The organism is Pseudomonas sp. NFACC16-2, from assembly GCF_900119205.1.
Classification (GTDB): domain Bacteria; phylum Pseudomonadota; class Gammaproteobacteria; order Pseudomonadales; family Pseudomonadaceae; genus Aquipseudomonas; species Aquipseudomonas fluorescens_Q.
Map to the genome: position 1 here is coordinate 12,232 of NZ_FPIX01000009.1, position 20,311 is coordinate 32,542.

The following is a 20,311-nucleotide window of genomic DNA, read 5'->3' on the forward strand; positions in this document are numbered from 1 at the left end:
CGATTCCTGTATGGATGAAGTTATTGCGCCCAACGCAGCTGCGTGGGCAAGGGTGAAACAGGTTCGGGTTCCGGCGGTTGACCGGGCAAGGACAGCACGCGGTTGAGGACTTCGGTTTCCAGGCTCGCCAGGCGATGAGAGCCGCGAACCCGTGGGCGTGGCAGGTCGATGGGCAGGTCGAGGCCGATCTGGCCGTCCTCGATCAGGATCACCCGATCGGCAATCGCCACCGCTTCGCTGACATCGTGGGTCACCAGCAACACCGTGAAGCCGTGTTGCTGCCAGAGGTTTTCGATCAGTTGCTGCATCTCGATGCGGGTCAGGGCGTCCAGCGCTCCCAAGGGTTCGTCGAGCAGCAACAGCCGGGGCTGATGAATCAACGCGCGAGCCAGGGCCACCCGTTGCTTCTGGCCGCCGGACAGCGCCGCCGGCCACTCATGGGCGCGGTCGGCCAGGCCCACCGCTTCCAGTGCCTGCAACGCTTGCGGGCGCCAATTGCCCTTGAGGCCGAGGCCGACGTTATCGATGATTTTTTTCCAGGGCAGCAAACGTGCCTCCTGAAACATCAGCCGCGTGTCTTCCCGTGCATCGTTCAACGACGCCGAACCGGCCAACAGTTGGCCGCCGGTGGGCTGATCGAGGCCAGCCAACAAACGCAGCAAGGTACTTTTGCCGCAGCCGCTGCGACCGACCACGGCCACGAACTGCCCGGCCGGGATATGCAGGTCGATGTCGCGCAATACCTGGCGCGTGCCGAAGGTTTTTTGCAGCTTGCGCACCGCCAGCGGGATGCCACGCAGCAGACGCGGAGGTTGTTGGGCAGTCATGCCACACCTCCCTTGTTCACTTGGTACGCCGGGTGCCAGCGCAGCCAGACCCGCTCAAGCCCGCGAGCGGCCAGGTCGGCCAATTTGCCCAGCACGGCGTAGAGGAGAATCGCCAGCACCACCACATCGGTTTGCAGGAATTCCCGGGCATTCATCGCCAGGTAACCGATGCCGGAGCTGGCGGAGATGGTTTCCGCCACGATCAGCGTCAGCCACATGAAACCCAGGGCGAAGCGCACGCCCACCAGGATCGAAGGCAAGGCACCCGGCAGGATCACCTGGCGAAACAGGCTGAAGCCGGACAAGCCGTAGCTGCGCGACATCTCCACCAGCGCCGGGTCGACGTTGCGAATCCCGTGATAGGTGTTGAGGTAGATGGGAAACAACGTGCCCAGGGCCACCAGGAAAATCTTCGCCGACTCGTCGATGCCGAACCACAGGATCACCAGCGGAATCAGCGCTAGGTGCGGGACGTTCCTGACCATTTGCACGGAGCTGTCCAGCAGGCGTTCGCCCCATTTCGACAAACCGGTGATGAAGCCCAGGGCCAGGCCGATGCCGCCGCCGATCAAAAAACCGACCGCGGCGCGCCAACCGCTGATCGCCAGGTGTGTCCAGATCTCGCCGCTGCGCACCAGGTTGACCCCGGCTTCGATCACCGCCACCGGTGCCGGCAGGATCCGCGTGGACAACCAGCCAGCCGATACCGACAGTTGCCAGACCGCCAGCAACAGCAGCGGCACCGCCCAGGGCGCTAGGTTGTGGATGATTTTCTTCATGGCCGCCTCAGCTCTGGGACGCGGCTTTGGGCAGGATGTCGTTGGCGACCATTTCACCGAACGGGCTCACATAACCCTGGCTTTTCGGCAGTTCCGGGCGCTCCACGTCCAGGTGGGGGAACAGCAGTTCCGCCACGCGATAGGACTCTTCCAGGTGCGGATAACCGGAGAAGATGAAGGTGTCGATGCCAAGCTCGGCGTATTCCTTGACCCGCGCCGCCACGGTCGGGCCATCGCCCACCAGCGCCGTACCGGCCCCGCCGCGAACCAGGCCGACGCCGGCCCAGAGGTTGGGGCTGACTTCCAGCTTGTCGCGACGGCCACCGTGCAGGGCGGCCATGCGTTGCTGGCCCACTGAGTCGAAGCGCGCCAGGGAAGCCTGGGCCCTAGCGATGGTCTCGTCATCCAGGTGGGAGATCAGCCGGTCGGCCGCTTGCCAGGCCTCGGCGTTGGTCTCGCGCACGATCACATGCAAGCGGATGCCAAAGCGTACGGTGCGACCGAGCTTCGCGGCCTTGGCTCGCACTTGTTGGATTTTTTCCGCGACGGCTGCTGGCGGCTCGCCCCAGGTCAGCACCATTTCCACCTGCTCGGCTGCCAAGTCTTGGGCGGCTTCCGACGAGCCACCGAAATACAGCGGCGGACGCGGTTGCTGGATCGGCGGGTAGAGCAGCTTGGCGCCCTTCACACTGATGTGCTCACCATCGTAATCCACGGTTTCGCCTTCCAGCACCCGACGCCAGATACGGGTGAATTCCACCGACGCCTGGTAGCGTTGCTCGTGGTCAAGGAACAGGCCGTCGCCGGCCAACTCATCCGGGTCGCCGCCGGTCACCAGGTTGAACAGCGCCCGTCCGCCGGACAACCGGTCGAGGGTCGCAGCCTGACGCGCGGCCACCGTCGGGGAAATGATCCCGGGGCGCAGGGCGACGAGGAATTTCAGACGCTGGGTCACGGGAATCAGCGAAGCGGCCACCAGCCAGGAGTCCTCGCAGGAACGCCCGGTGGGGATCAACACACCGCCGAAACCCAGTCGATCCGCCGCCTGGGCGACCTGCTGCAAGTAGCCGTGATCGACGGCGCGGGCGCCTTCGGCGGTGCCAAGGTAATGGCCGTCGCCGTGGGTAGGCAGGAACCAGAAAATATTGAGGCTCATGGAGTGGTCTCCTAAGGGATCGAATTACTGCGCTTTCGCAACGGCCGCCGGCGGCGTCCAGATCACGTCCTTGATGCTCAAGGGCTTGGGAATCAATTTGAGCTGATAGAAGCTGTCGGCGATTTTCTGCTGCGCCGCCACCACCTCCGGCGTAAGGAACAACGCCCCGTAGCCTTGGCGTTTCACCGACGTCAGGGTGATGTCGGCAGGCAGGCCGAGCAGCGGCGATACCTGCTTGGTCACGTCGTCAGGATTGGCCTTGGACCACTCCCCCACTGCGCGCACCTCTTCCACCAGCGTCGTGATGACCTGGGGATTTTTTTGCGCATAGGGCTTGGTAGCGAGGTAGAACTGGTGGTTATCGACGATGCCTTTGCCGTCACGCAGGGTGCGTGCCTGCAACTGCTGTTCGGCGGCAGCCTGGTACGGATCCCAGATCACCCAGGCGTCGACGCTGCCACGCTCGAACGCGGCGCGGGCGTCGGCCGGCGGCAGGAAAACGGTCTGGATGTCGGAATATTTCAGGCCGGCATCTTCCAGCGCCCGCACCAGCAGGTAGTGGACGTTGGAGCCTTTGTTCAGCGCGACTTTCTTGCCCTTGAGGTCTTGCACCGATTGGATGGCCGAGCCTTTGGGCACCAGGATCGCCTCGCTGGTGGGTGCCGGGGGTTCATAGGCGACGTAGAGCAAGTCGGCGCCTGCGGCCTGGGCAAACACCGGCGGAGTTTCGCCGGTCACGCCAAAGTCGATGGAGCCGACGTTCAAGCCTTCAAGCAGCTGCGGGCCGCCAGGGAACTCGGTCCATTGCACGTCCACGCCTTGGGCGGCGAGGCGTTTCTCCAATGAGCCCTTGGCCTTGAGCAGCACCAGGGTGCCGTATTTCTGGTAACCGATCCGCAAGGTCTCGGCTTGAGCTTGAGTAATGACGCCGAGGGACACAGCCGCAGCAAACAGAGCGACCAGCCCGCGACGCAAAATGACAGTGCGCATGGCGCCTCTCCTTTTTGCTGTGGGGTTTTGGCTGCACCTGCTGGGCCGTTGGCGGCTGAGTAAGGTGAGTTGAATCAGAGTTCGGGGTTCAAATGCTCCAGCGAGCACTCAACAAACGTTCGTTCAATACACTGGGGTCCAGCGGCCTGGGCCGGCGGGCCATGGCGCTGAAAAACTGTTCCAGCGCCTCGTCCAGGCGCTGCTGCAGGGCCGGCGCCAATTGCGCCTGGGCGCTGCCTTCGCCGTAAGCGATCTGGCTGTCTTCGGCAAAGATCCCATGGAGCATCTCCTGGGCCTTGAGCGCCGACAACACCGGCTTGAGGGCGTAATCCACCGCCAGCATGTGGGCGATGCTGCCGCCGGTTGCCATCGGCAACACCACCTTATGGGCCAGGGCCCGTTCAGGCAGCAAGTCCAGCACGGTCTTCAACGCACCGGAAAAAGACGCCTTGTACACCGGCGTGGCAATCAGCAAGCCGTCGGCATTTTCGATCTGCTGGAGCAGGTCGACGACCTTCGGGCTGTCGAAACGGGCATGGAGCAGATCTTCGGCCGGGAAGTCGCGCACCTGATAGCTCACCACTTCCACACCTTGCTGCTGCAACCAGCGTTGCGACCGCTCCAGCAGCACCCCGGAGCGGGAGCGTTGGCTGGGACTGCCACCGAGTGAGACGACCAACATGCCTACCCTTCCTTAACTGTCATGTGCGATTCGCGGTGGGCGATCTCGCTGTATGGGGCAAACCATAACAGGGGATTAATATAGCTTTAAATCATATTTATTCATTTGGTTATTCGATTTTTATATATTCAATTTCTTTTCCTTGGCGCAATAAAAAAGGCCGTCGAAACGGCCAAAACCCTTGGTGCACAGAGATCCCCCCTGTGGGAGCGAGCCTGCTCGCGATAGCGTCGGATCTGCCAGCGTCGATGGCGACTGATACACCGCTATCGCGAGCAAGCTCGCTCCCACAAGTTCGGATCAGGTGTTGCGTCAGCGATTGGGTTGCGGGGTAAGGCGCAGGTAGGGCTTCACGGCGCGGTAGCCCTTGGGAAAGCGCTGCTTGAGTTCCTCTTCATCCTTGAGCGACGGCACGATCACCACTTCATCACCGTCCTGCCAGTTGGCCGGGGTGGCGACTTTGTAGTTGTCGGTCAATTGGAGCGAGTCGATCACCCGCAGGATCTCATTGAAATTGCGCCCGGTGCTGGCCGGGTAGGTAATGGTCAGGCGGATCTTCTTGTTCGGGTCGATCACGAACAAGGAACGCACAGTCAACGTGTCGCTGGCGTTGGGATGGATCAGGTCGTACAGGTCCGACACCTTGCGGTCGGCATCGGCCAGGATCGGAAAATTGACCACGGCGTTCTGGGTCTCGTTGATGTCCTCGATCCATTTGTGGTGCGAGTCCACCGGGTCAACCGAGAGGGCAATGGCCTTGACCCCGCGCTGGGCGAATTCGTCCTTGAGCTTGGCGGTCAGGCCCAATTCGGTGGTGCACACCGGGGTGAAATCCGCCGGGTGGGAAAACAGCACGCCCCAGCTGTCACCGAGCCATTCGTGGAAACGGATCTTGCCGGCGCTGGAATCCTGTTCGAAGTCGGGGGCGATGTCGCCGAGTCTGAGGCTCATGGTGGGGCTCCTGGATGAGGTTGTTGTGAGCCCAACTTTGCACCGGTTTTGTTTGCTTTAAAAAGAATAAATATCAATCTATCTAGATCGATAGTGAATATAAAAAACTGTTCACTGGCGCCACAACGCATAGCGGCCCAAGATCATTTCCGAGGTTTCGAGAAGGCCTCGAGTTGCTGAAAGAGGAGAAGGTTCGGGGAAGGCTACAGGGGTGGGCCAGACCCGAAACGCAAAAGCCCCGCCCGGCGTGCTGCCGGGCGGGGCTTTTTTTGCCGAGGTATTACCCTAGGAAAGCAAGTTTGCTCGCGATGAGTGGCTTAGGCTCCATCGTCTGATTCTATGGGTGTCGATTTTCAACTGGATCCGGGGAGCTTCGCACTTGCAGATAACGGTATGTAACCAACGCAAACAGCACAATCAGACCAGCCATAAGAGCGCTTGTCATCATGACCCCCTCCCTGAACGCGCCATCGGCCATTTCCAGAATCCGCGTTGCCACAAGGGAAGACTGAGTTTGACTGACGGCGTGCGCCCCTCCCAGGGTTGCTGCTGCAGCCACTACTTCTTCGGCCACTCCCTCGGGTATCGCCAACGACAACCGATACAAAGCCGCTACGCCCCCACCAATCAATGTGGTACCCAACACCACGCCAACCTCATAAGCCGTCTCACTGACGGACGAGGCACTACCGGCGCGGTCGGCCGGAACCGCGCCTAACACAAGGTCATTGGACACTGTAGTGATTGCAGCAATGCTGACATTGAGCAACACGAAAGCCAGCCCTACCGTCAGAGCAGTGGCGGCAAACAGCGCCATCACCGAAAAGGCTGCCGCGGCAATTAGTAAACACCCGGTAATGACCTTGTTCGGTGCGATTTTTTGCGCCACAGGCACGATAGCGAGGCCGGCGATGATCGCCAGTATTTGCCCCGGCACCAGTATCAAGCTAGCCAGCAACGGGGAAAGTCCAAATACCAGTTGCAACAATTGAGTGGCAAAGAAAATGAACCCGATCAACAAGCCCAGGCTTACAAGGTTCGTCACAATGGAGACACTGAAGGCAGAAGAAGCGAATAGCTTAAGATCCAGCAGTGGCTGTTCCAACCGTAACTGGCGACGGACAAAAACCACGCCCAGAAAGACTCCAGAGAGCGCCCAGAATAACACCCGGCCATCGAAGCCAACCGTAGCCAGATGCTTGAGGCCCAGCATCACGCCCGTCATGGCTCCCAAGCTCAATACGATACTTAGGTAATCAGTCGATCTGCCGGACTGCCGTGGCGATTCGGTGATCATCGGCGCCAAGAGCAGCACCGGCAGCAGGAACGGTAGAGCAACCAGGAAAACCGATTGCCAATCGAAATACTGCAACAGCACGCCGCCCAGCAACGGCCCCAATGCCGACCCGATGGTCAGGCAGGTTGCCCAGACAGCCACCGCCAAGCGTCGTTCTTCACGATCCTCGAATGCGGTGCGAATCAGCGCAAGGGTCGCTGGCAGAATCATTGCGCCGAAACACCCCAACAGCGCCCGTCCCGCAATCAAGTGCCAAGCTTGCTGTGAAAAAACTATACAAACCGACACTAAAGCGAACCCGGCACAGCCTAGGCAAAGCATGCGCCGATGACCAAAACGATCTCCAGAACTGCCCATGGTCACCAGTAACCCCGCTAGCACCAAAGAGTAGGCATCAATCATCCACAGCTGCTCGGCAGCAGACGGATTCAGTGCAGCAGCGATTTGAGGCAAGGCGAAATTGAGGATCGTATTATCGATAGTCACCAACAGAACTGGAAGCATGATCACCAGCAAAGCTGCGCCCTTCGAGCGGTCCTTGATAATGAAGGCAAGAGAGGTTGCCGCTCCGTGCATCAGTCGTTTCTCCTTGGAGAGCTCAGTATGTTGAAGAGCGTTTCGCAGGTTTTGCCGTAGACGTCGACATACGCACCCAACTGTCGCTGCACGGCAACTAACTCGTCGGTAAAAGCCGACGGCGTGTCACTCCTGCAAAGATGATCAAGCAAAGCCAGGCTGGCCGACAGTTGATCACGCTGCTGCCCTGCACTGTTCTGCCCGAGGCCTGTGCAAGCCTCTGCGCCCATTGCGGCCACATACCTTTGGCCTGGATATCCATAGCCAGTTTCAAACGTCCGTGTCCACTAGCAAGCAGCCCGCTGGTGACTTCGCCGAAACAACCATTCATCGCACCCGCTGCTTTGGATGCGGCATTAGTCCTATCCGTCTCACCAACCCTACAAACTTTTAATCCTCGACTCGCTAACTCAAAAGCAATCGAACCGCCTATAGCACCGCTACCGACTACAACAACGTCATAGATCATTTTCAACTCCAAACTTCATACCTAAGAACATGAACATTCAAATTTACGAAACCGACAGAAGAAAAACCTAGGCTCAAGCGCAACTTCATGGAATAGACACGATGCAATAGGTGCATTTCTTTGCGACACACGCACGCATAGATTTTATAACTCGGATAACCTCACCTTGGTTCCGTTCAGGTTTGCCGGTATATTCGGCATCAGAGGAAACATCTGCCTTATCGGCCCTAACCGTTCACTTCGTCTGTCACAGCACGGGAGCCTTTTCGGCACTTCCTTAGAAAGCCATCCTTCTCAAGTCATTAATTTACCCAGTAGAACCTCATCGTCTACCACCAAAACCCGACTCTTCCAACGATAAAGAAACATCCTACGCTTGTAACATAATAGCCCGCAGGAAATTTCCCACGACCAACCACAGACCCACTGAGTAATATGCCTTGCGCGCCCCCACAACAAAAAAAAAACCAATTAAACTCACAACTAAGTAAAACAGAAGCATCACAATCAACAAGCCTATGGCGTGAAAACTTCTGATCGTAGCTAGAAACTCCTTAAAGAGTCGTTCTTTACAAGCTCGACTTCCCATTGAGGCGGCCACCCATACAGATCAGTCTTTATAGACCGTTCTTTATCGGGTTACTTGCATCTTAAGCCGTAAATTATTGACCCGATCTCAAGACAAGCCAGGATAGGCAGCATGAACACTCAAGCCTTGTTGATCCATCTGCAAAATCACTTGCCCGATTTACTCGCGGTTTACCTGTTCGGTAGCCATGCACAGGGAACCGCCGGGCCTGACAGCGATGTCGATTTGGCCGTGCTCTTGTCCGGCGAGGTTGACCCTGTGTCGTTATGGCAGCTTTCAGGGGATTTGGCAGATATCGCTGGCAGTCCGGTGGATCTGATTGACCTACGTGCAACAACCACCGTCATGCAATATCAGATCGTGACCCGAGGCCAGAGACTCTGGGCCCGCGACGTACAGGCGGGGTTGTTCGAGTGTTTTGTTCTCAGCGAAAAGACCGCTCTCGACGAGGCTCGGGCAGGCTTGCTCAAGGATATTCAGGAAGAAGGCAGCGTGTATGGCCGATGACGTACTGATCAACAAAGCAGCGAGTATCGAGCGTTGTATCGCCCGGGTGCGGGAGGAATACGAGAAGGATCCCGCTACATTTGCCACCGATTTCACTCGCCAGGATTCGGCTGTTCTGAATATCCAGCGTGCATGTAAAGCGGCGCTGGATATAGGGCAGCATTTGATTCGACGTGAGCGGTTGGGTGTCCCGCAAAGCTCCCGGGATTTGTTCGAGTTGCTTTTCCAAAGTGGCTGGGTGGAAGAAGGTTTGGTGAAAAATCTGAAGAACATGGTGGGCTTCAGGAACATCGCCGTGCATGACTATCAAGCTCTGCAACTGCCGATCATGGTTGCGATCATTACCCAGCACTTGGGGGATTTCCTGGCGTTCAGCGCGTTCATCCTGCGTAAGGACGCGTCGGAGTCCGCGCGATAACAGTGGGAGCACGGGGCGGAACCTGCTACGAGCCCCAAAAACGCAAAAGCCCCGCCCGGCGTGCTGCCGGGCGGGGCTTTTTTACTTCGCTACGTCTTACATGAAGTTGTAAGTGTAGTTGAAGATCAGGCGGGTCTGATCCCGGTCAGCGCCGGAACCACTACCGGTGCCGCGGTAAGAACCGTGACGCAGGGTGGTGCCGAAACCTTTCAGAGCACCTTGCTGGACGACGTAATCCAAGCGCATGTCGCGTTCCCACTCGGACGAATCGCTTCCACCGGTCGTGGACTTGATGTTTTCACCATGCAAGTAGGCGACAGCGGCTTTCAGGCCAGGAACGCCCAGACCGGTGAAGTCATAGGAGTATTGACCGAAGGTGGTGTTCTCACCGGCACGGACGAATCCGTTGATCATGCTATCGGTGAACAGGTAGAAGCTCGAACCACCGGCACCTTCATTTCGGCCGTTGCCGTCAAGCACGCTGCCCTGGTTCAGGTAAACAAAACCACCGTCATCACCGACTTGCTGGTGCCCCAACATGAAGGCACTGCCACCCAGGGAGTAGGTGAACATGGCGCTCCAGGTTTTGTTATCGACCACACCCTGTTCTTTGGCATAGCCACCGTTGTTATCGAAATCATAACCCGCATCGCCGTTGCGGCCATCCGAACTGCTGTCGAAGTAACGCAGGTCTGTCTTGAACGACTGGCCTTCGCTGATCGGGAAAACATGTACAGCACCCAGGAAGTGCTGCTTGTAGTAATCCTGCAGGTTGGCGTAGTAGTACTGCAGGGTCAGGTCTTTGGTGACCTTCCAATCAGCACCGGCGTAGCGGAATTGATTGCTTTCCTCGGTACCACCAGAGACTGCCAAGCCGGTACGGTTGCTCGATGCACGACCAACAGCATGTTCCAGTTGGCCGGCGTTGAACGTGACGTTGTCCAGGTCCTTGGAGGTGATGGTGCCACCTTCGAAGGTTTGCGGCAGCAGACGACCGTCGCTGGCGACCAGGATCGGCAGGTTGGGCGCCAGGGCACCACCCAGGTGGGCTTCGGTCTTGGAGAACAGCGCCTTGACGTTACCCGACAGACGGCTCCAGTTGTGCACGGCGGAGCCATCGGTGTCGCTTGGGACGAAGGTGTTGCTGTTGGGGTGTTGGCCTTTACCACCATCGAGATGGATCCCCACCAATGCCTGGGCATCAATACCAAAACCCACGACGCCTTGAGTGAAGCCGGACTTGTAGTCGAACTTCAGGCCAGTAGCGGTTTCACGCTGGTCGGCACCGCCTTCGCGGTTATCGTTATCAAAATACAGGGTACGAGAACTGACAGACGCCTTGCTGTCTTCGATAAAACCGGCGGCGCCTGCTTGCTGCGCCAAAACCCCAACGGCCACGGCCACGGCCAAGGTGGACTTGTTCATGCTTCGCTCCTCTCGTTTTCTAATTCTTGTGTGTCTTTGGTTCCGGATCGAACGCCCGGATTCCGCGGATGCGCGATTAGCGCCAGACCGTGACTGACAAGTCAATCGTAAGCATTTATGACTACGACTATGGTCTAACCCCTCTACACCGGCCCGCAGGATAATGGATTTTTTATAATCCCAAAAAGAATTGTTTCAACAGTTTTCAGCTCGTTTCGACATATGAGTGCCATCACAGCACCATCAGGCCGTGACATGACTTATCGGCGACGCAGGGAATTACTGAATGATGATTCGTCGGGGATTTTCGAGCCCCGCGAATTCTTGGCGGCGAGATAGGTTTGCGCGCCTCCTGCGCCTTCGATTCCTGTTCAAGACAGCGCGCGCATGCCGCGATCTTGACGTGTTCCAGACTAGCTGCTCATTGTCTGAAATCAAGAAGATCGCGACAGCGCAAATTTTCCGACAGCCGCTTACAAGGATTTTTCAAAGATTTTCGAGTTGCGCTGGTAGTTGTAGAGCGAAGCCCGCGCCGCCGGCAGGCGCTCGACGCTGCTGGGCTCGAAACCACGTTCGCGGAACCAGTGGGCGGTCCGGGTCGTCAGCACGAACAGCGTCTTGAGCCCTTGGGCGCGGGCCCGGGTTTCGATTCGCTCCAGCAGTTCATCGCCCCGGCCACCGTGGCGGTATTCCGGGTTCACCGCCAGGCAGGCCAGTTCCCCGGCATCCGAATCGGCGATCTGGTACAGCGCCGCGCAGGCGATGATCATGCCTTCGCGCTCGACCACGCTGAATTGTTCGATCTCGCGTTCCAGCACTTCGCGGGAGCGACGTACCAGGATCCCCTGCTCTTCCAACGGGCTGATCAGGTCCAGCAGGCCGCCGACATCTTCGATGGCCGCTTCGCGCACCACCTCGAATTGCTCCTGGGCCACCAGCGTCCCGCTGCCATCGCGGGTAAACAGCTCGGCCAGCAGCGCACCGTTTTCGACGTAACTGACGATATGGCTACGGGCCACGCCGCCACGGCAGGCCTGGGCCGCCGCATCCAGCAGTTCGGCCTGGTAGTCGCTGCCCAGGCGCTGTATATGAGCCGGCACCTGCTGCGGACGCAGCTCGCGCACCAACCTGCCATCTTCGCCAATCAACCCCTGCTCACTGCCGAACAACAGCAGCTTGTCGGCCGCCAGGTCGATGGCCGCCCGGGTGGCAACGTCTTCACAGGCCAGGTTGAAGATCTCTCCGGTGGGGGAATAACCCAACGGCGACAGCAACACGATGGAGCGCTCGTCCAGCAGCCGATTGATGCCCTTGCGATCGACCCGGCGCACTTCACCGGTGTGGTGATAATCCACGCCTTCGAGCACACCGATGGGACGCGCGGTGACCAGGTTGCCGCTGGCGACCCGCAGCCGCGAGCCCTGCATCGGTGAGGACGCCATGTCCATCGACAGGCGCGCCTCGATGGCGATGCGCAGCTGGCCGACCGCGTCGATCACGCACTCCAGGGTCGCGGCATCGGTGATGCGCATGCCATGGTGGTAATGGGGCGTGAGGCCCCGTGCAGCGAGGCGGGTTTCGATCTGCGGGCGCGAGCCATGGACCAGCACCAGGCGCACGCCGAGGCTGTGCAGCAGCACCAGGTCATGGACGATGTTGCCGAAATTAGGGTGTTCCACCCCGTCGCCGGGCAGCATGACGATGAAGGTGCAATCGCGGTGGGCGTTGATGTAGGGCGAAGCGTGACGAAGCCAATTGACGTATTCGGGCATGAACCTGGGCCTGTAATAAATAACAGCCGAAAAAAGACGAAACGGAACGCACAGCGGGCTGGTGGTTATCGTCGGAACAGGCTTGGCGACACGCGCGCTCTCCTCATGTGATGAATACGACCCCGCAAGGGGGCAATTTAACCGACCGTGGCCGGTGTCAGGCAGTAATGACCGATCAATTGTTGCAACAGCTGTACGGTAGGTTGCAAACGTGACATTTCAAGGTACTCACCCGGCTGGTGGGCACAGGCGATATCGCCAGGACCAAGCACCAGGGTTTCGCAGCCAAGGCGCTGAAGATAAGGCGCTTCGGTGCCAAACGCCACTGCTTCGGCGCGATGGCCGGTGAGTCGCTCGGCCACCCGTACCAGTTCGCAGTCTTCGGCCTGCTCGAATGGTGGCACTTCGGGGAACAGCGGGGCGTAGTCGATCTTGACCTTGTGCCGCTCGGCGATGGGGTTGAGCTTCTGCTGGATCGCCGCCCGCAACACCTGTGGGTCCATGCCCGGCAGGGGGCGCAGGTCGAATTCCATGGAGCACTGGCCGCAGATGCGGTTGGGATTGTCGCCGCCATGGATGCAGCCGAAGTTCAGGGTCGGTTGTGGCACGGTGAACTGCGGGTTACGGAACTCACGTTGCCATTGCAGGCGCAGCCCGCGCAGTTCGCCCATGGCATCGTGCATGGCTTCCAGCGCGCTGTGGCCCAGGCTCGGATCGGAGGAATGGCCGCTGCGCCCGAGAATGTCGATGCGCTCCATCATCACGCCTTTGTGCAAGCGAATCGGCCGCAGGCCGGTCGGCTCACCGATCACCGCCGCACGCCCCAGTGGTCGCCCGGCATCGGCCAGGGCCCGGGCGCCGGCCATGGAGCTTTCTTCGTCGCAGGTCGCGAGGATCAGCAGCGGTTGCTTGAACGGTTGGTCCAGCAGCGGCTTGACCGCTTCGATGGCCAAGGCGAAAAAACCCTTCATGTCACAACTGCCCAGGCCCACCCAGCGGCCATCGACCTCGGTAAGCTTCAGCGGATCGGTCTGCCACAACGCGCCGTCGAACGGCACCGTGTCGCTGTGGCCAGCCAGTACCAGGCCGCCTGGGCCGCTGCCGAAGCTGGCCAGCAGGTTGAATTTGCCGGGGCTGACCTGCTGGATGTCGCAGGAGAACCCAAGGTCGCCGAGCCAACCCGCCAGCAGCTCGATCACGGCACTGTTGGACTGGTCCAGCCCTGGCTGGGTACAACTGACCGAAGGTGCGGCGATCAGGGCAGCGAACTGATCTTTCATGGACGGCAAAGGCATCGCTGACTCCGGGCTTACAGATTGACGTTCATCATAGAACCATCTGGCGCAAGGAATAAACCGTCGCGGCGCGTAGGATGAGCGAGTCCTGTACACTGCACGGCCTTGGCAGCCACACCTTCCCCCGGCTGCACACCCGATCCCTGGATTTTCCGGCCATGCAGAAAGAAACCGAAATCAAACTCCGCGTCAGCCGCGAGACCCTGGCAGCCCTGCGCGAGCACCCGCTGCTGAAAAAACGCAACAAGAGTGGCTGGGAACGCCACGAACTGATGAACCAGTATTTCGACACGCCGGAGCGTGACCTGGCCCGGACCAAGGTCGCCCTGCGCCTGCGTCGCGATGGCGAAGAAGTGATCCAGACCCTCAAGACCCGCGGTCAAAGCGTCGCCGGCCTGTCCGAGCGCAACGAGTACGATTGGCACCTGCCCAAGGCCAAGCTCGACCTGAAGAAGCTCGACGGCGAATGCTGGCCAGAGGCCTTGGCCGAACTGGACAAGAAAACCCTCAAGGCCATCTTCACCACCGATTTCGTTCGCGAACGCGCTGAAATTGCCTGGGGCCGTGGCAAAAGCAAGGTGGTGATCGAAGCCGCCCTGGACCTGGGCCATGTGGTGGTCGGCAAGCAGAAGGAAGAAATCTGCGAACTGGAGCTGGAACTGCGCGAAGGCGAACCCGCCGCCCTGCTGGAACTGGCCGCCGAGCTGGCCGCGACCCTGCCCCTGATGCCCTGCGACATCAGCAAGGCCGAGCGTGGCTATCGCCTGTACGACGCAGGCAGCTACGCCCTGAGCCTGCCAGCGCCACAACTGACCGCCGAAACGCCGCTGGATGACGCCTTCGCCGCGCTGAGCTGGCATCTGCTCGGCAGCAGCCAGCGCCTGGCCGAACAATACCGTTTCAACGGCCATTGGCGCCTGCTGCAGGACTGGGTGGAAAGCCTCGCCGAACTGCGTGCCCTGCTCAGCAGCCTCGGCCAGGCCGCGCCGCGCCAATCGACCCACGATTTGCGCCTGGCCCTGGACGCGTTGCTGGAAGACTGGCGCCCACTGGTCCAGGCCGGCCTGGATGACGAAGACGTGCGCAAGGCGGCACCGGAACAGTTCCTTGAAGAGCTGCAAGACCCGCGTTGGGGCCTGTTTTCCCTCAACACTTCACGCTGGCTGCTGGCTCGCAGCTGGGCCGCCGAGCGCAACACCCGTGGCAATCGCCAGGGCGCGGCGCAACTGGGCAGCTGGCTGCCGCGTCTGCTCGGCGAAGAGTCGTCGTCCCTGCAACTGCAACGCTACCAGCAGCAGCCCGAAGACCTGGCCGAGCAACTGCCGCGCATCGAACGTATCCAGGCCTGGCTGCACCACGCCCGCCATGTGCTGGAGATCCCGGAAATGGATCGCCTCTACGGTGAACTGAACAAACTGGCGCAATTGGCTAACCAACCGATCACCGACGAAACGCTGGATGCGCGCAAGCAACAGGCGATTGCGGTTTACCAGAATCGGGCCTGGAAGACGTTGCTGCGTCTGTAATATCGGCATCGCGAGCAAGCTCCCACAGGGGTTCAGCGTTGTAACCACATCTAGTGGCCGCTGATGATCAACTGTGGGAGCGAGCTTGCTCGCGATGGGGCCAGCACATCCTCCACAGAACTCAGCGCACCACCGGCAAACTCGTCGTCGACTTGATCTCCGACAGCGCCACGATCGAGTTCACTTCCTGGATCCCCGGCACCATCGACAGCTTTTCGAAAAAGAATCGCTCATATGCCTCGATGTCCGCCGTGACGATGCGCAACAGAAAATCCACCGACCCCATCAGCACGTAACACTCCAGTACTTCGGGGAAGCCGCGGATCGCCTCGGTGAACTCGGTGAAGTTCGAACGGCCGTGGGCGTTGAGTTTGATTTCGGCGAAGATCTGCGTGTTAAGGCCGATTTTCTTGCGATCCAACAGGGTCACCTGGCCACGAATGATGCCCTCGTCCTTCATCCGCTGGATCCGTCGCCAGCATGGCGATTGAGACAAGCCGACCTGTTCGGCGATCTGCGCACTGGACAGCGAGGCATCCTCCTGCAGCAGCGCCAATATCCTGCGGTCGTAGCCATCCAATTCGCTATGCATAATCAAACCCAAAATGACTGATTTAGAGAATCAAGCGATTCGAAATATCGCCAGAATCACTCATCTTAGATAAGAAATACCCGGACTCGCATGTAAATATTTCTCCCGCCACTAAGGAGACCGAACATGCCCCCACTCGAAGCCGTTGCCATAGCCTCGACCCGCGCCGACGTCTGGCACGCCGCCAATACCCATTGTCGGGTGCAGTACCGCATATTGGCCGAAGCCGAGCCGGATTTACTGTGTCGGGCGTTGAACCTGTTTGCCTTGCAGGGCCTGACGCCGCAGCAGGTTCATGTCGAACGCCCAGGCGATGTGCTATCGCTGGACATCGTCATGGACGGGCTGAGCTGGCACCGTGCCCAGGTCATCGCTGAAAAATTACGTAACCTCATCAGCGTCTGTTCGGTGGACCTGCAAGACGCTGATATTGCGCACGTTGGGCCGGCCCAAGCCGTCTGTTGAACGCCCACGGGCAAGAATTGGTAACGCATTGGTCGGGTAGTGGCCCAACGGTCTACGGGGTCGGGACTATTCTTTTGCAGACCGAGCGAGGACGCCTAAGCGTCTGTATCGCGGCTTTGCTGCAATTGTCCAATAGGAACCCGCATGTCCACCAAACACGCCACTCAGGACCGCTGGCTGGACCTCAACGATCTGCTGCGCCAACTGGTCACCCAGGGCCTCATCAGCCAGGATTCAGCCGAAACCGCGCTGAACGCCCGCCGACGCCACAGCGCCAATAGCCAGTTGCATCCGCTGGAGTTCATCGCCAACCAGCACCTGGACGACCTCAGCCGGCCCGGCAAGCGCCTGGACCTGGAGAACCTGACCTTGTGGTTGGCCCAGCAGGCCGACCAACCCTACATGCGCATCGACCCGCTGAAAATCAACGTCGCGGCCGTGACCCCCTTGATGTCCTATGCCTTTGCCCAGCGTCACAAGATCCTTGCAGTGGCGGTCGATCGTGACGCCGTCACCGTCGCCAGCGCACAGCCCTACGTCAACAGTTGGGAAGCGGACCTGACCCACGTGCTCAAGCTGCCGATCAAGCGGGTGGTCGCCAACCCTGTGGACATCCAGCGCTTGAGCGTGGAGTTCTATCGCCTGGCCAAATCGGTCAGCGGCGCCACCACGGTCGATCAGCAACCGAGCAACCTGAGCAATTTCGAGCAGTTGCTCAACCTGGGCGCCAGCGACCAGGAGCCGGACGCCAACGACGCCCACATCGTCAATATTGTCGACTGGCTGTTCCAGTACGCCTTCCAGCAGCGCGCCAGTGATATCCACATCGAACCGCGCCGCGAGCAGGGCACCGTGCGGTTTCGCATCGACGGGGTGCTGCACACCGTCTATCAGTTCCCGCCGCAGGTCACGATGGCAATCGTCAGCCGTCTCAAGAGCCTGGGGCGGATGAACGTCGCGGAAAAACGCAAACCCCAGGACGGCCGGGTCAAGACCAAGACCCCGGACGGTGGCGAAGTGGAATTGCGCCTGTCGACCTTGCCCACCGCGTTCGGCGAAAAAATGGTCATGCGGATCTTCGACCCGGAAGTGTTGCTCAAGGATTTCGACCAACTCGGCTTCTCCGCCGACGACCTGCGTCGCTGGCAGGACATGACCCGCCAGCCCAACGGCATCATCCTGGTGACCGGGCCTACCGGCTCCGGCAAGACCACCACCCTCTACACCACGCTCAAGAAACTGGCGACGCCGGAAGTGAACCTCTGCACCATCGAGGACCCGATTGAAATGGTCGAGGCCTCCTTCAACCAGATGCAGGTCCAGCACAACATCGACCTGTCCTTCGCCGCCGGGGTGCGGGCACTGATGCGACAAGACCCGGACATCATCATGATTGGTGAGATCCGCGACCTGGAGACCGCCGAGATGGCGATCCAGGCGGCGCTCACCGGGCACCTTGTGCTGTCGACGCTGCACACCAACGACGCGCCGAGCGCCATCAGTCGCCTGCTGGAGCTGGGTGTGCCCCATTACCTGATCAAGGCCACCGTGCTCGGGGTCATGGCCCAGCGGCTGGTACGCACCCTGTGCCCTCAATGCAAAGCCCCCCTGACCCTGGATGAAGACGACTGGCAAACCCTGACGAGGCCCTGGCAGGCGCCGCTGCCGAGCAATGCCCAACAGGCCGTCGGTTGCCTGGAATGCCGTGACACCGGTTACCGCGGCCGCGCCGGCGTCTACGAAATCATGCAACTGACCGACAGCGTCAAGGCTTTGATCCACCCCGACACCGACCTGCTGGCGGTACGCCGCCAGGCATTCAAGGAAGGCATGCGCAGCCTGCGCCTGTCGGGGGCGCAAAAGGTGGCGGCAGGCTTGACCACGGTCGAGGAAGTGCTGCGGGTGACGCCGCAAAGCGAGCAGAAGTAGGAACTGTCTGGCTCAGGGGCAGAAAGATCCCACAAACAAAGCGGAACGGACCATAGCGAAGATACTGGCCGCGTGCCCTACACTCAGGGCTCGCAGGTCCATCTCAATTCGCACAGGGAACCGTCATGCAGATCGGTAGCGTACTTTTACTTTTCATCGGCCTCGTGGTCGCCATCCTGTTCATGGGTTTCAAGGTCGTGCCCCAAGGCTACCAATGGACCGTCGAGCGGTTCGGGCGCTACACCAACACACTCAAGCCCGGCCTGAATATCATCATCCCGGTGATGGATCGCATCGGGCGCAAGATCAATGTCATGGAAAGCGTACTGGACATCCCGCCCCAGGAAGTCATTACCGCCGACAACGCCACGGTGCAGATCGACGCCGTGTGCTTCTTCCAAGTGGTCAATACGGCCCAGGCGGCCTACGAGGTGAACAACCTCGAGCACGCCATCCGCAACCTGCTGCAAACCAATATCCGTACCGTGCTGGGGTCCATGGAGCTGGACGCGATGCTGAGCCAGCGCGACGGTATCAACGAAAAACTGCTGCGCACCGTCGATGAAGCCACAGCGCCGTGGGGCATCAAGATCACCCGGATCGAGATCAAGGACATCAGCCCGCCGGCCGACCTGATGGCCGCCATGTCGGGGCAGATGAAAGCCGAACGTATCAAGCGTGCCCAGATCCTCGAAGCCGAGGGCCTGCGAGCGTCGGCGATTCTCACCGCCGAAGGCAAGAAGCAGGCGCAAATCCTTGAGGCCGAGGGCAGCCGTCAAGCCGCGTTCCTGGAGTCCGAAGCCCGCGAGCGCCAGGCGCAAGCCGAAGCGCTGGCCACCCAAGTGGTGTCCCAGGCGATTGCCGACGGCAACGTCCAGGCCGTGAACTACTTCGTCGCGCAGAAATACATCGATGCGCTGGGCAAACTGGCTTCGGCCAACAACAGCAAGGTGATCCTGATGCCACTGGAAGCCAGCCAGGTCATCGGTGCGGTCGGCGGCATTGGCGAGATCGTCAAGGCCACCTTCGATAGCAAGAAAACCTGAGGCACGCCTATGTGGATGTTCCTGCAACACCTGTCGTACTGGGACTGGCTGGCGCTGGGCGTCATCCTGCTGATCCTCGAAGTGTTCGGTGCCGGCGGCTACTTGCTGTGGATCGGCATGGCCGCCGCGGCAGTTGGCGTGCTCACGTTCATCCTGCCGCAGATGCCGTGGGAGCTGCAGTTCCTGTTGTTCGGCCTGTTCGCCATCGCAACGGCACTGTACTGGTGGCAGCGCCAGCGCAGCGCGGTGCGCCAAAGCGATCAACCGCACCTGAACCTGCGCGGGCAAGAGCTGATCGGCAAGGTCTTCCCGGTTCATGAAGCGATTGTCGATGGCCGTGGCAAGATCAAGGTGGCCGACAGCGTCTGGCTGGCCAAGGGGCCCGAGTCGTCCGTGGGCACGCGAGTCAGGGTGGTGGCGCAGGAAGGGGCGGTGCTGCAGGTGGAACGGGCTGACTGAGAAGTCATGGAACTGAATAGAGGCGCGGGTAATCCAACGTCATAGTTAACCCAGTGGAGTCACCTATCATGCGTCTCAAACTTGCTGTCGCTACCCTAGCCTTGCTGTCTCTTCCTGTTGGCTCGGCAATGGCCGACACGTTTTGGCGTAACGTCATCTCATCCGGTGCAACCACCGGTTCCACCTACCTGACTTTCAAGGATCACAAGCTGATCGTCGCCGCCCAGGATGATGCCGGCAGCTTCGTCGCCAGTGACGGCGGTATTCGTGGCCCTTACCTGGAAGCGGCGATGCAGAAAGTGCGTGCTGACAACCCAGGCCTGCAAGCCACCGACATGGAACTGGCCAACGCTATCCTGGCGAAAAACGCCGTCGCCCAAGACTGATTCCCGGCCAATAAAAAATGCCGCTCCATTGAGCGGCATTTTTTTGTCCGGCGAACATCCCGAGGCTGCCCCCCTGTGGAAGCGAGCTTGCTCGCGAAGGCGTCAGCCCAGACAACCCATGGATTGGCTTGAAGCTGATCGTCCCCACGCTCTGCGTGGGGATGCATCCCGTGAC

Annotated in this window: 20 protein-coding genes; 8 read left to right on the top strand and 12 right to left on the bottom strand. The window is 59.9% G+C overall.

Translation table 11 applies throughout. From position 1 onward, the window contains the following. Positions 1 to 20 precede the first annotated feature (20 nt). The 8 genes from ssuB to BT116_RS10085 form a co-directional block, all read right to left on the bottom strand. Positions 21 to 827 (bottom strand): aliphatic sulfonates ABC transporter ATP-binding protein, encoded by an 807-nt coding sequence (gene ssuB, locus BT116_RS10050; RefSeq protein ID WP_072342901.1) that lies wholly within the window; start codon positions 825 to 827, stop codon positions 21 to 23. Continuing rightward, positions 824 to 1,606: an aliphatic sulfonate ABC transporter permease SsuC gene (ssuC, locus tag BT116_RS10055; RefSeq protein WP_072342904.1), complete on the bottom strand. Its 783-nt coding sequence runs from the start codon at positions 1,604 to 1,606 to the stop codon at positions 824 to 826. The genes ssuB and ssuC overlap by 4 nt, the downstream gene beginning before the upstream one ends. 7 nt (positions 1,607 to 1,613) lie before the next feature. Then, positions 1,614 to 2,762, bottom strand: a complete 1,149-nt coding sequence (ssuD, locus tag BT116_RS10060) for an FMNH2-dependent alkanesulfonate monooxygenase (protein WP_072342907.1) — start codon at positions 2,760 to 2,762, stop codon at positions 1,614 to 1,616. A 24-nt stretch (positions 2,763 to 2,786) separates the two neighbouring features. Further along, entirely contained in the window at positions 2,787 to 3,752 is a 966-nt protein-coding gene (locus BT116_RS10065; protein WP_072342910.1) for a sulfonate ABC transporter substrate-binding protein, read from the bottom strand. An 88-nt stretch (positions 3,753 to 3,840) separates the two neighbouring features. After that, complete coding sequence (gene ssuE, locus BT116_RS10070) at positions 3,841 to 4,434, bottom strand: NADPH-dependent FMN reductase (RefSeq protein WP_063323891.1); 594 nt, start codon at positions 4,432 to 4,434, stop codon at positions 3,841 to 3,843. A 312-nt stretch (positions 4,435 to 4,746) separates the two neighbouring features. Beyond that, positions 4,747 to 5,385 carry a peroxiredoxin gene (locus BT116_RS10075; RefSeq protein ID WP_024617266.1) on the bottom strand — a complete coding sequence of 213 codons (639 nt, stop codon included), beginning with the start codon at positions 5,383 to 5,385 and terminating at the stop codon, positions 4,747 to 4,749. A 337-nt stretch (positions 5,386 to 5,722) separates the two neighbouring features. Next, complete coding sequence (locus tag BT116_RS10080; RefSeq protein WP_072342914.1) at positions 5,723 to 7,258, bottom strand: MFS transporter; 1,536 nt, start codon at positions 7,256 to 7,258, stop codon at positions 5,723 to 5,725. Between the two features lie 97 nt (positions 7,259 to 7,355). Further along, positions 7,356 to 7,727, bottom strand: a complete 372-nt coding sequence (locus BT116_RS10085) for an FAD-dependent oxidoreductase (RefSeq protein WP_256572611.1) — start codon at positions 7,725 to 7,727, stop codon at positions 7,356 to 7,358. 700 nt (positions 7,728 to 8,427) lie between these two features. On the opposite strand from BT116_RS10085, the gene BT116_RS10090 reads away from it, so the two are divergent. Together BT116_RS10090 and BT116_RS10095 are read left to right on the top strand one after the other, a co-directional pair. Then, positions 8,428 to 8,823, top strand: coding sequence for a type VII toxin-antitoxin system MntA family adenylyltransferase antitoxin (locus BT116_RS10090; RefSeq protein WP_072342918.1), 396 nt, complete (start codon positions 8,428 to 8,430; stop codon positions 8,821 to 8,823). Continuing rightward, on the top strand, positions 8,813 to 9,241 hold the full coding sequence (locus tag BT116_RS10095) for a type VII toxin-antitoxin system HepT family RNase toxin (protein ID WP_072342921.1): 429 nt from the start codon (positions 8,813 to 8,815) through the stop codon (positions 9,239 to 9,241). The genes BT116_RS10090 and BT116_RS10095 overlap by 11 nt, the downstream gene beginning before the upstream one ends. A gap of 96 nt (positions 9,242 to 9,337) precedes the next feature. Here the strand turns inward: BT116_RS10095 and BT116_RS10100 are convergent, their stop codons facing one another. From BT116_RS10100 to argE, 3 genes are all read right to left on the bottom strand, one after another. Beyond that, entirely contained in the window at positions 9,338 to 10,666 is a 1,329-nt protein-coding gene (locus BT116_RS10100; protein WP_072342924.1) for an OprD family outer membrane porin, read from the bottom strand. Between the two features lie 473 nt (positions 10,667 to 11,139). Continuing rightward, positions 11,140 to 12,438 (bottom strand): amino-acid N-acetyltransferase, encoded by a 1,299-nt coding sequence (gene argA / locus BT116_RS10105; RefSeq protein ID WP_072342927.1) that lies wholly within the window; start codon positions 12,436 to 12,438, stop codon positions 11,140 to 11,142. A 137-nt stretch (positions 12,439 to 12,575) separates the two neighbouring features. After that, complete coding sequence (gene argE / locus BT116_RS10110; RefSeq protein WP_072342930.1) at positions 12,576 to 13,733, bottom strand: acetylornithine deacetylase; 1,158 nt, start codon at positions 13,731 to 13,733, stop codon at positions 12,576 to 12,578. 158 nt (positions 13,734 to 13,891) lie between these two features. Here argE and BT116_RS10115 point away from each other — a divergent pair, with 158 nt between their 5' ends. Next, positions 13,892 to 15,259: a CYTH domain-containing protein gene (locus tag BT116_RS10115; RefSeq protein WP_072343185.1), complete on the top strand. Its 1,368-nt coding sequence runs from the start codon at positions 13,892 to 13,894 to the stop codon at positions 15,257 to 15,259. Positions 15,260 to 15,380: 121 nt separating this feature from the next. On the opposite strand, the gene BT116_RS10120 is transcribed toward BT116_RS10115, so the two are convergent. Further along, positions 15,381 to 15,851 carry an Lrp/AsnC family transcriptional regulator gene (locus BT116_RS10120; protein ID WP_063323885.1) on the bottom strand — a complete coding sequence of 157 codons (471 nt, stop codon included), beginning with the start codon at positions 15,849 to 15,851 and terminating at the stop codon, positions 15,381 to 15,383. Between the two features lie 126 nt (positions 15,852 to 15,977). On the opposite strand from BT116_RS10120, the gene BT116_RS10125 reads away from it, so the two are divergent. From BT116_RS10125 to BT116_RS10145, 5 genes are all read left to right on the top strand, one after another. Further along, entirely contained in the window at positions 15,978 to 16,316 is a 339-nt protein-coding gene (locus BT116_RS10125; RefSeq protein ID WP_072342934.1) for a hypothetical protein, read from the top strand. Between the two features lie 144 nt (positions 16,317 to 16,460). Further along, a complete protein-coding gene (locus BT116_RS10130) occupies positions 16,461 to 18,245 on the top strand; it encodes a type IV pilus assembly ATPase TfpB (RefSeq protein ID WP_063323883.1) in 1,785 nt (594 codons plus the stop codon). Between the two features lie 125 nt (positions 18,246 to 18,370). Beyond that, a complete protein-coding gene (locus tag BT116_RS10135) occupies positions 18,371 to 19,291 on the top strand; it encodes an SPFH domain-containing protein (protein ID WP_063323882.1) in 921 nt (306 codons plus the stop codon). Between the two features lie 9 nt (positions 19,292 to 19,300). Next, complete coding sequence (locus tag BT116_RS10140; protein WP_072342937.1) at positions 19,301 to 19,750, top strand: NfeD family protein; 450 nt, start codon at positions 19,301 to 19,303, stop codon at positions 19,748 to 19,750. Between the two features lie 65 nt (positions 19,751 to 19,815). Further along, positions 19,816 to 20,136: a DUF2388 domain-containing protein gene (locus BT116_RS10145; RefSeq protein WP_170846005.1), complete on the top strand. Its 321-nt coding sequence runs from the start codon at positions 19,816 to 19,818 to the stop codon at positions 20,134 to 20,136. Positions 20,137 to 20,311: the final 175 nt, after the last annotated feature.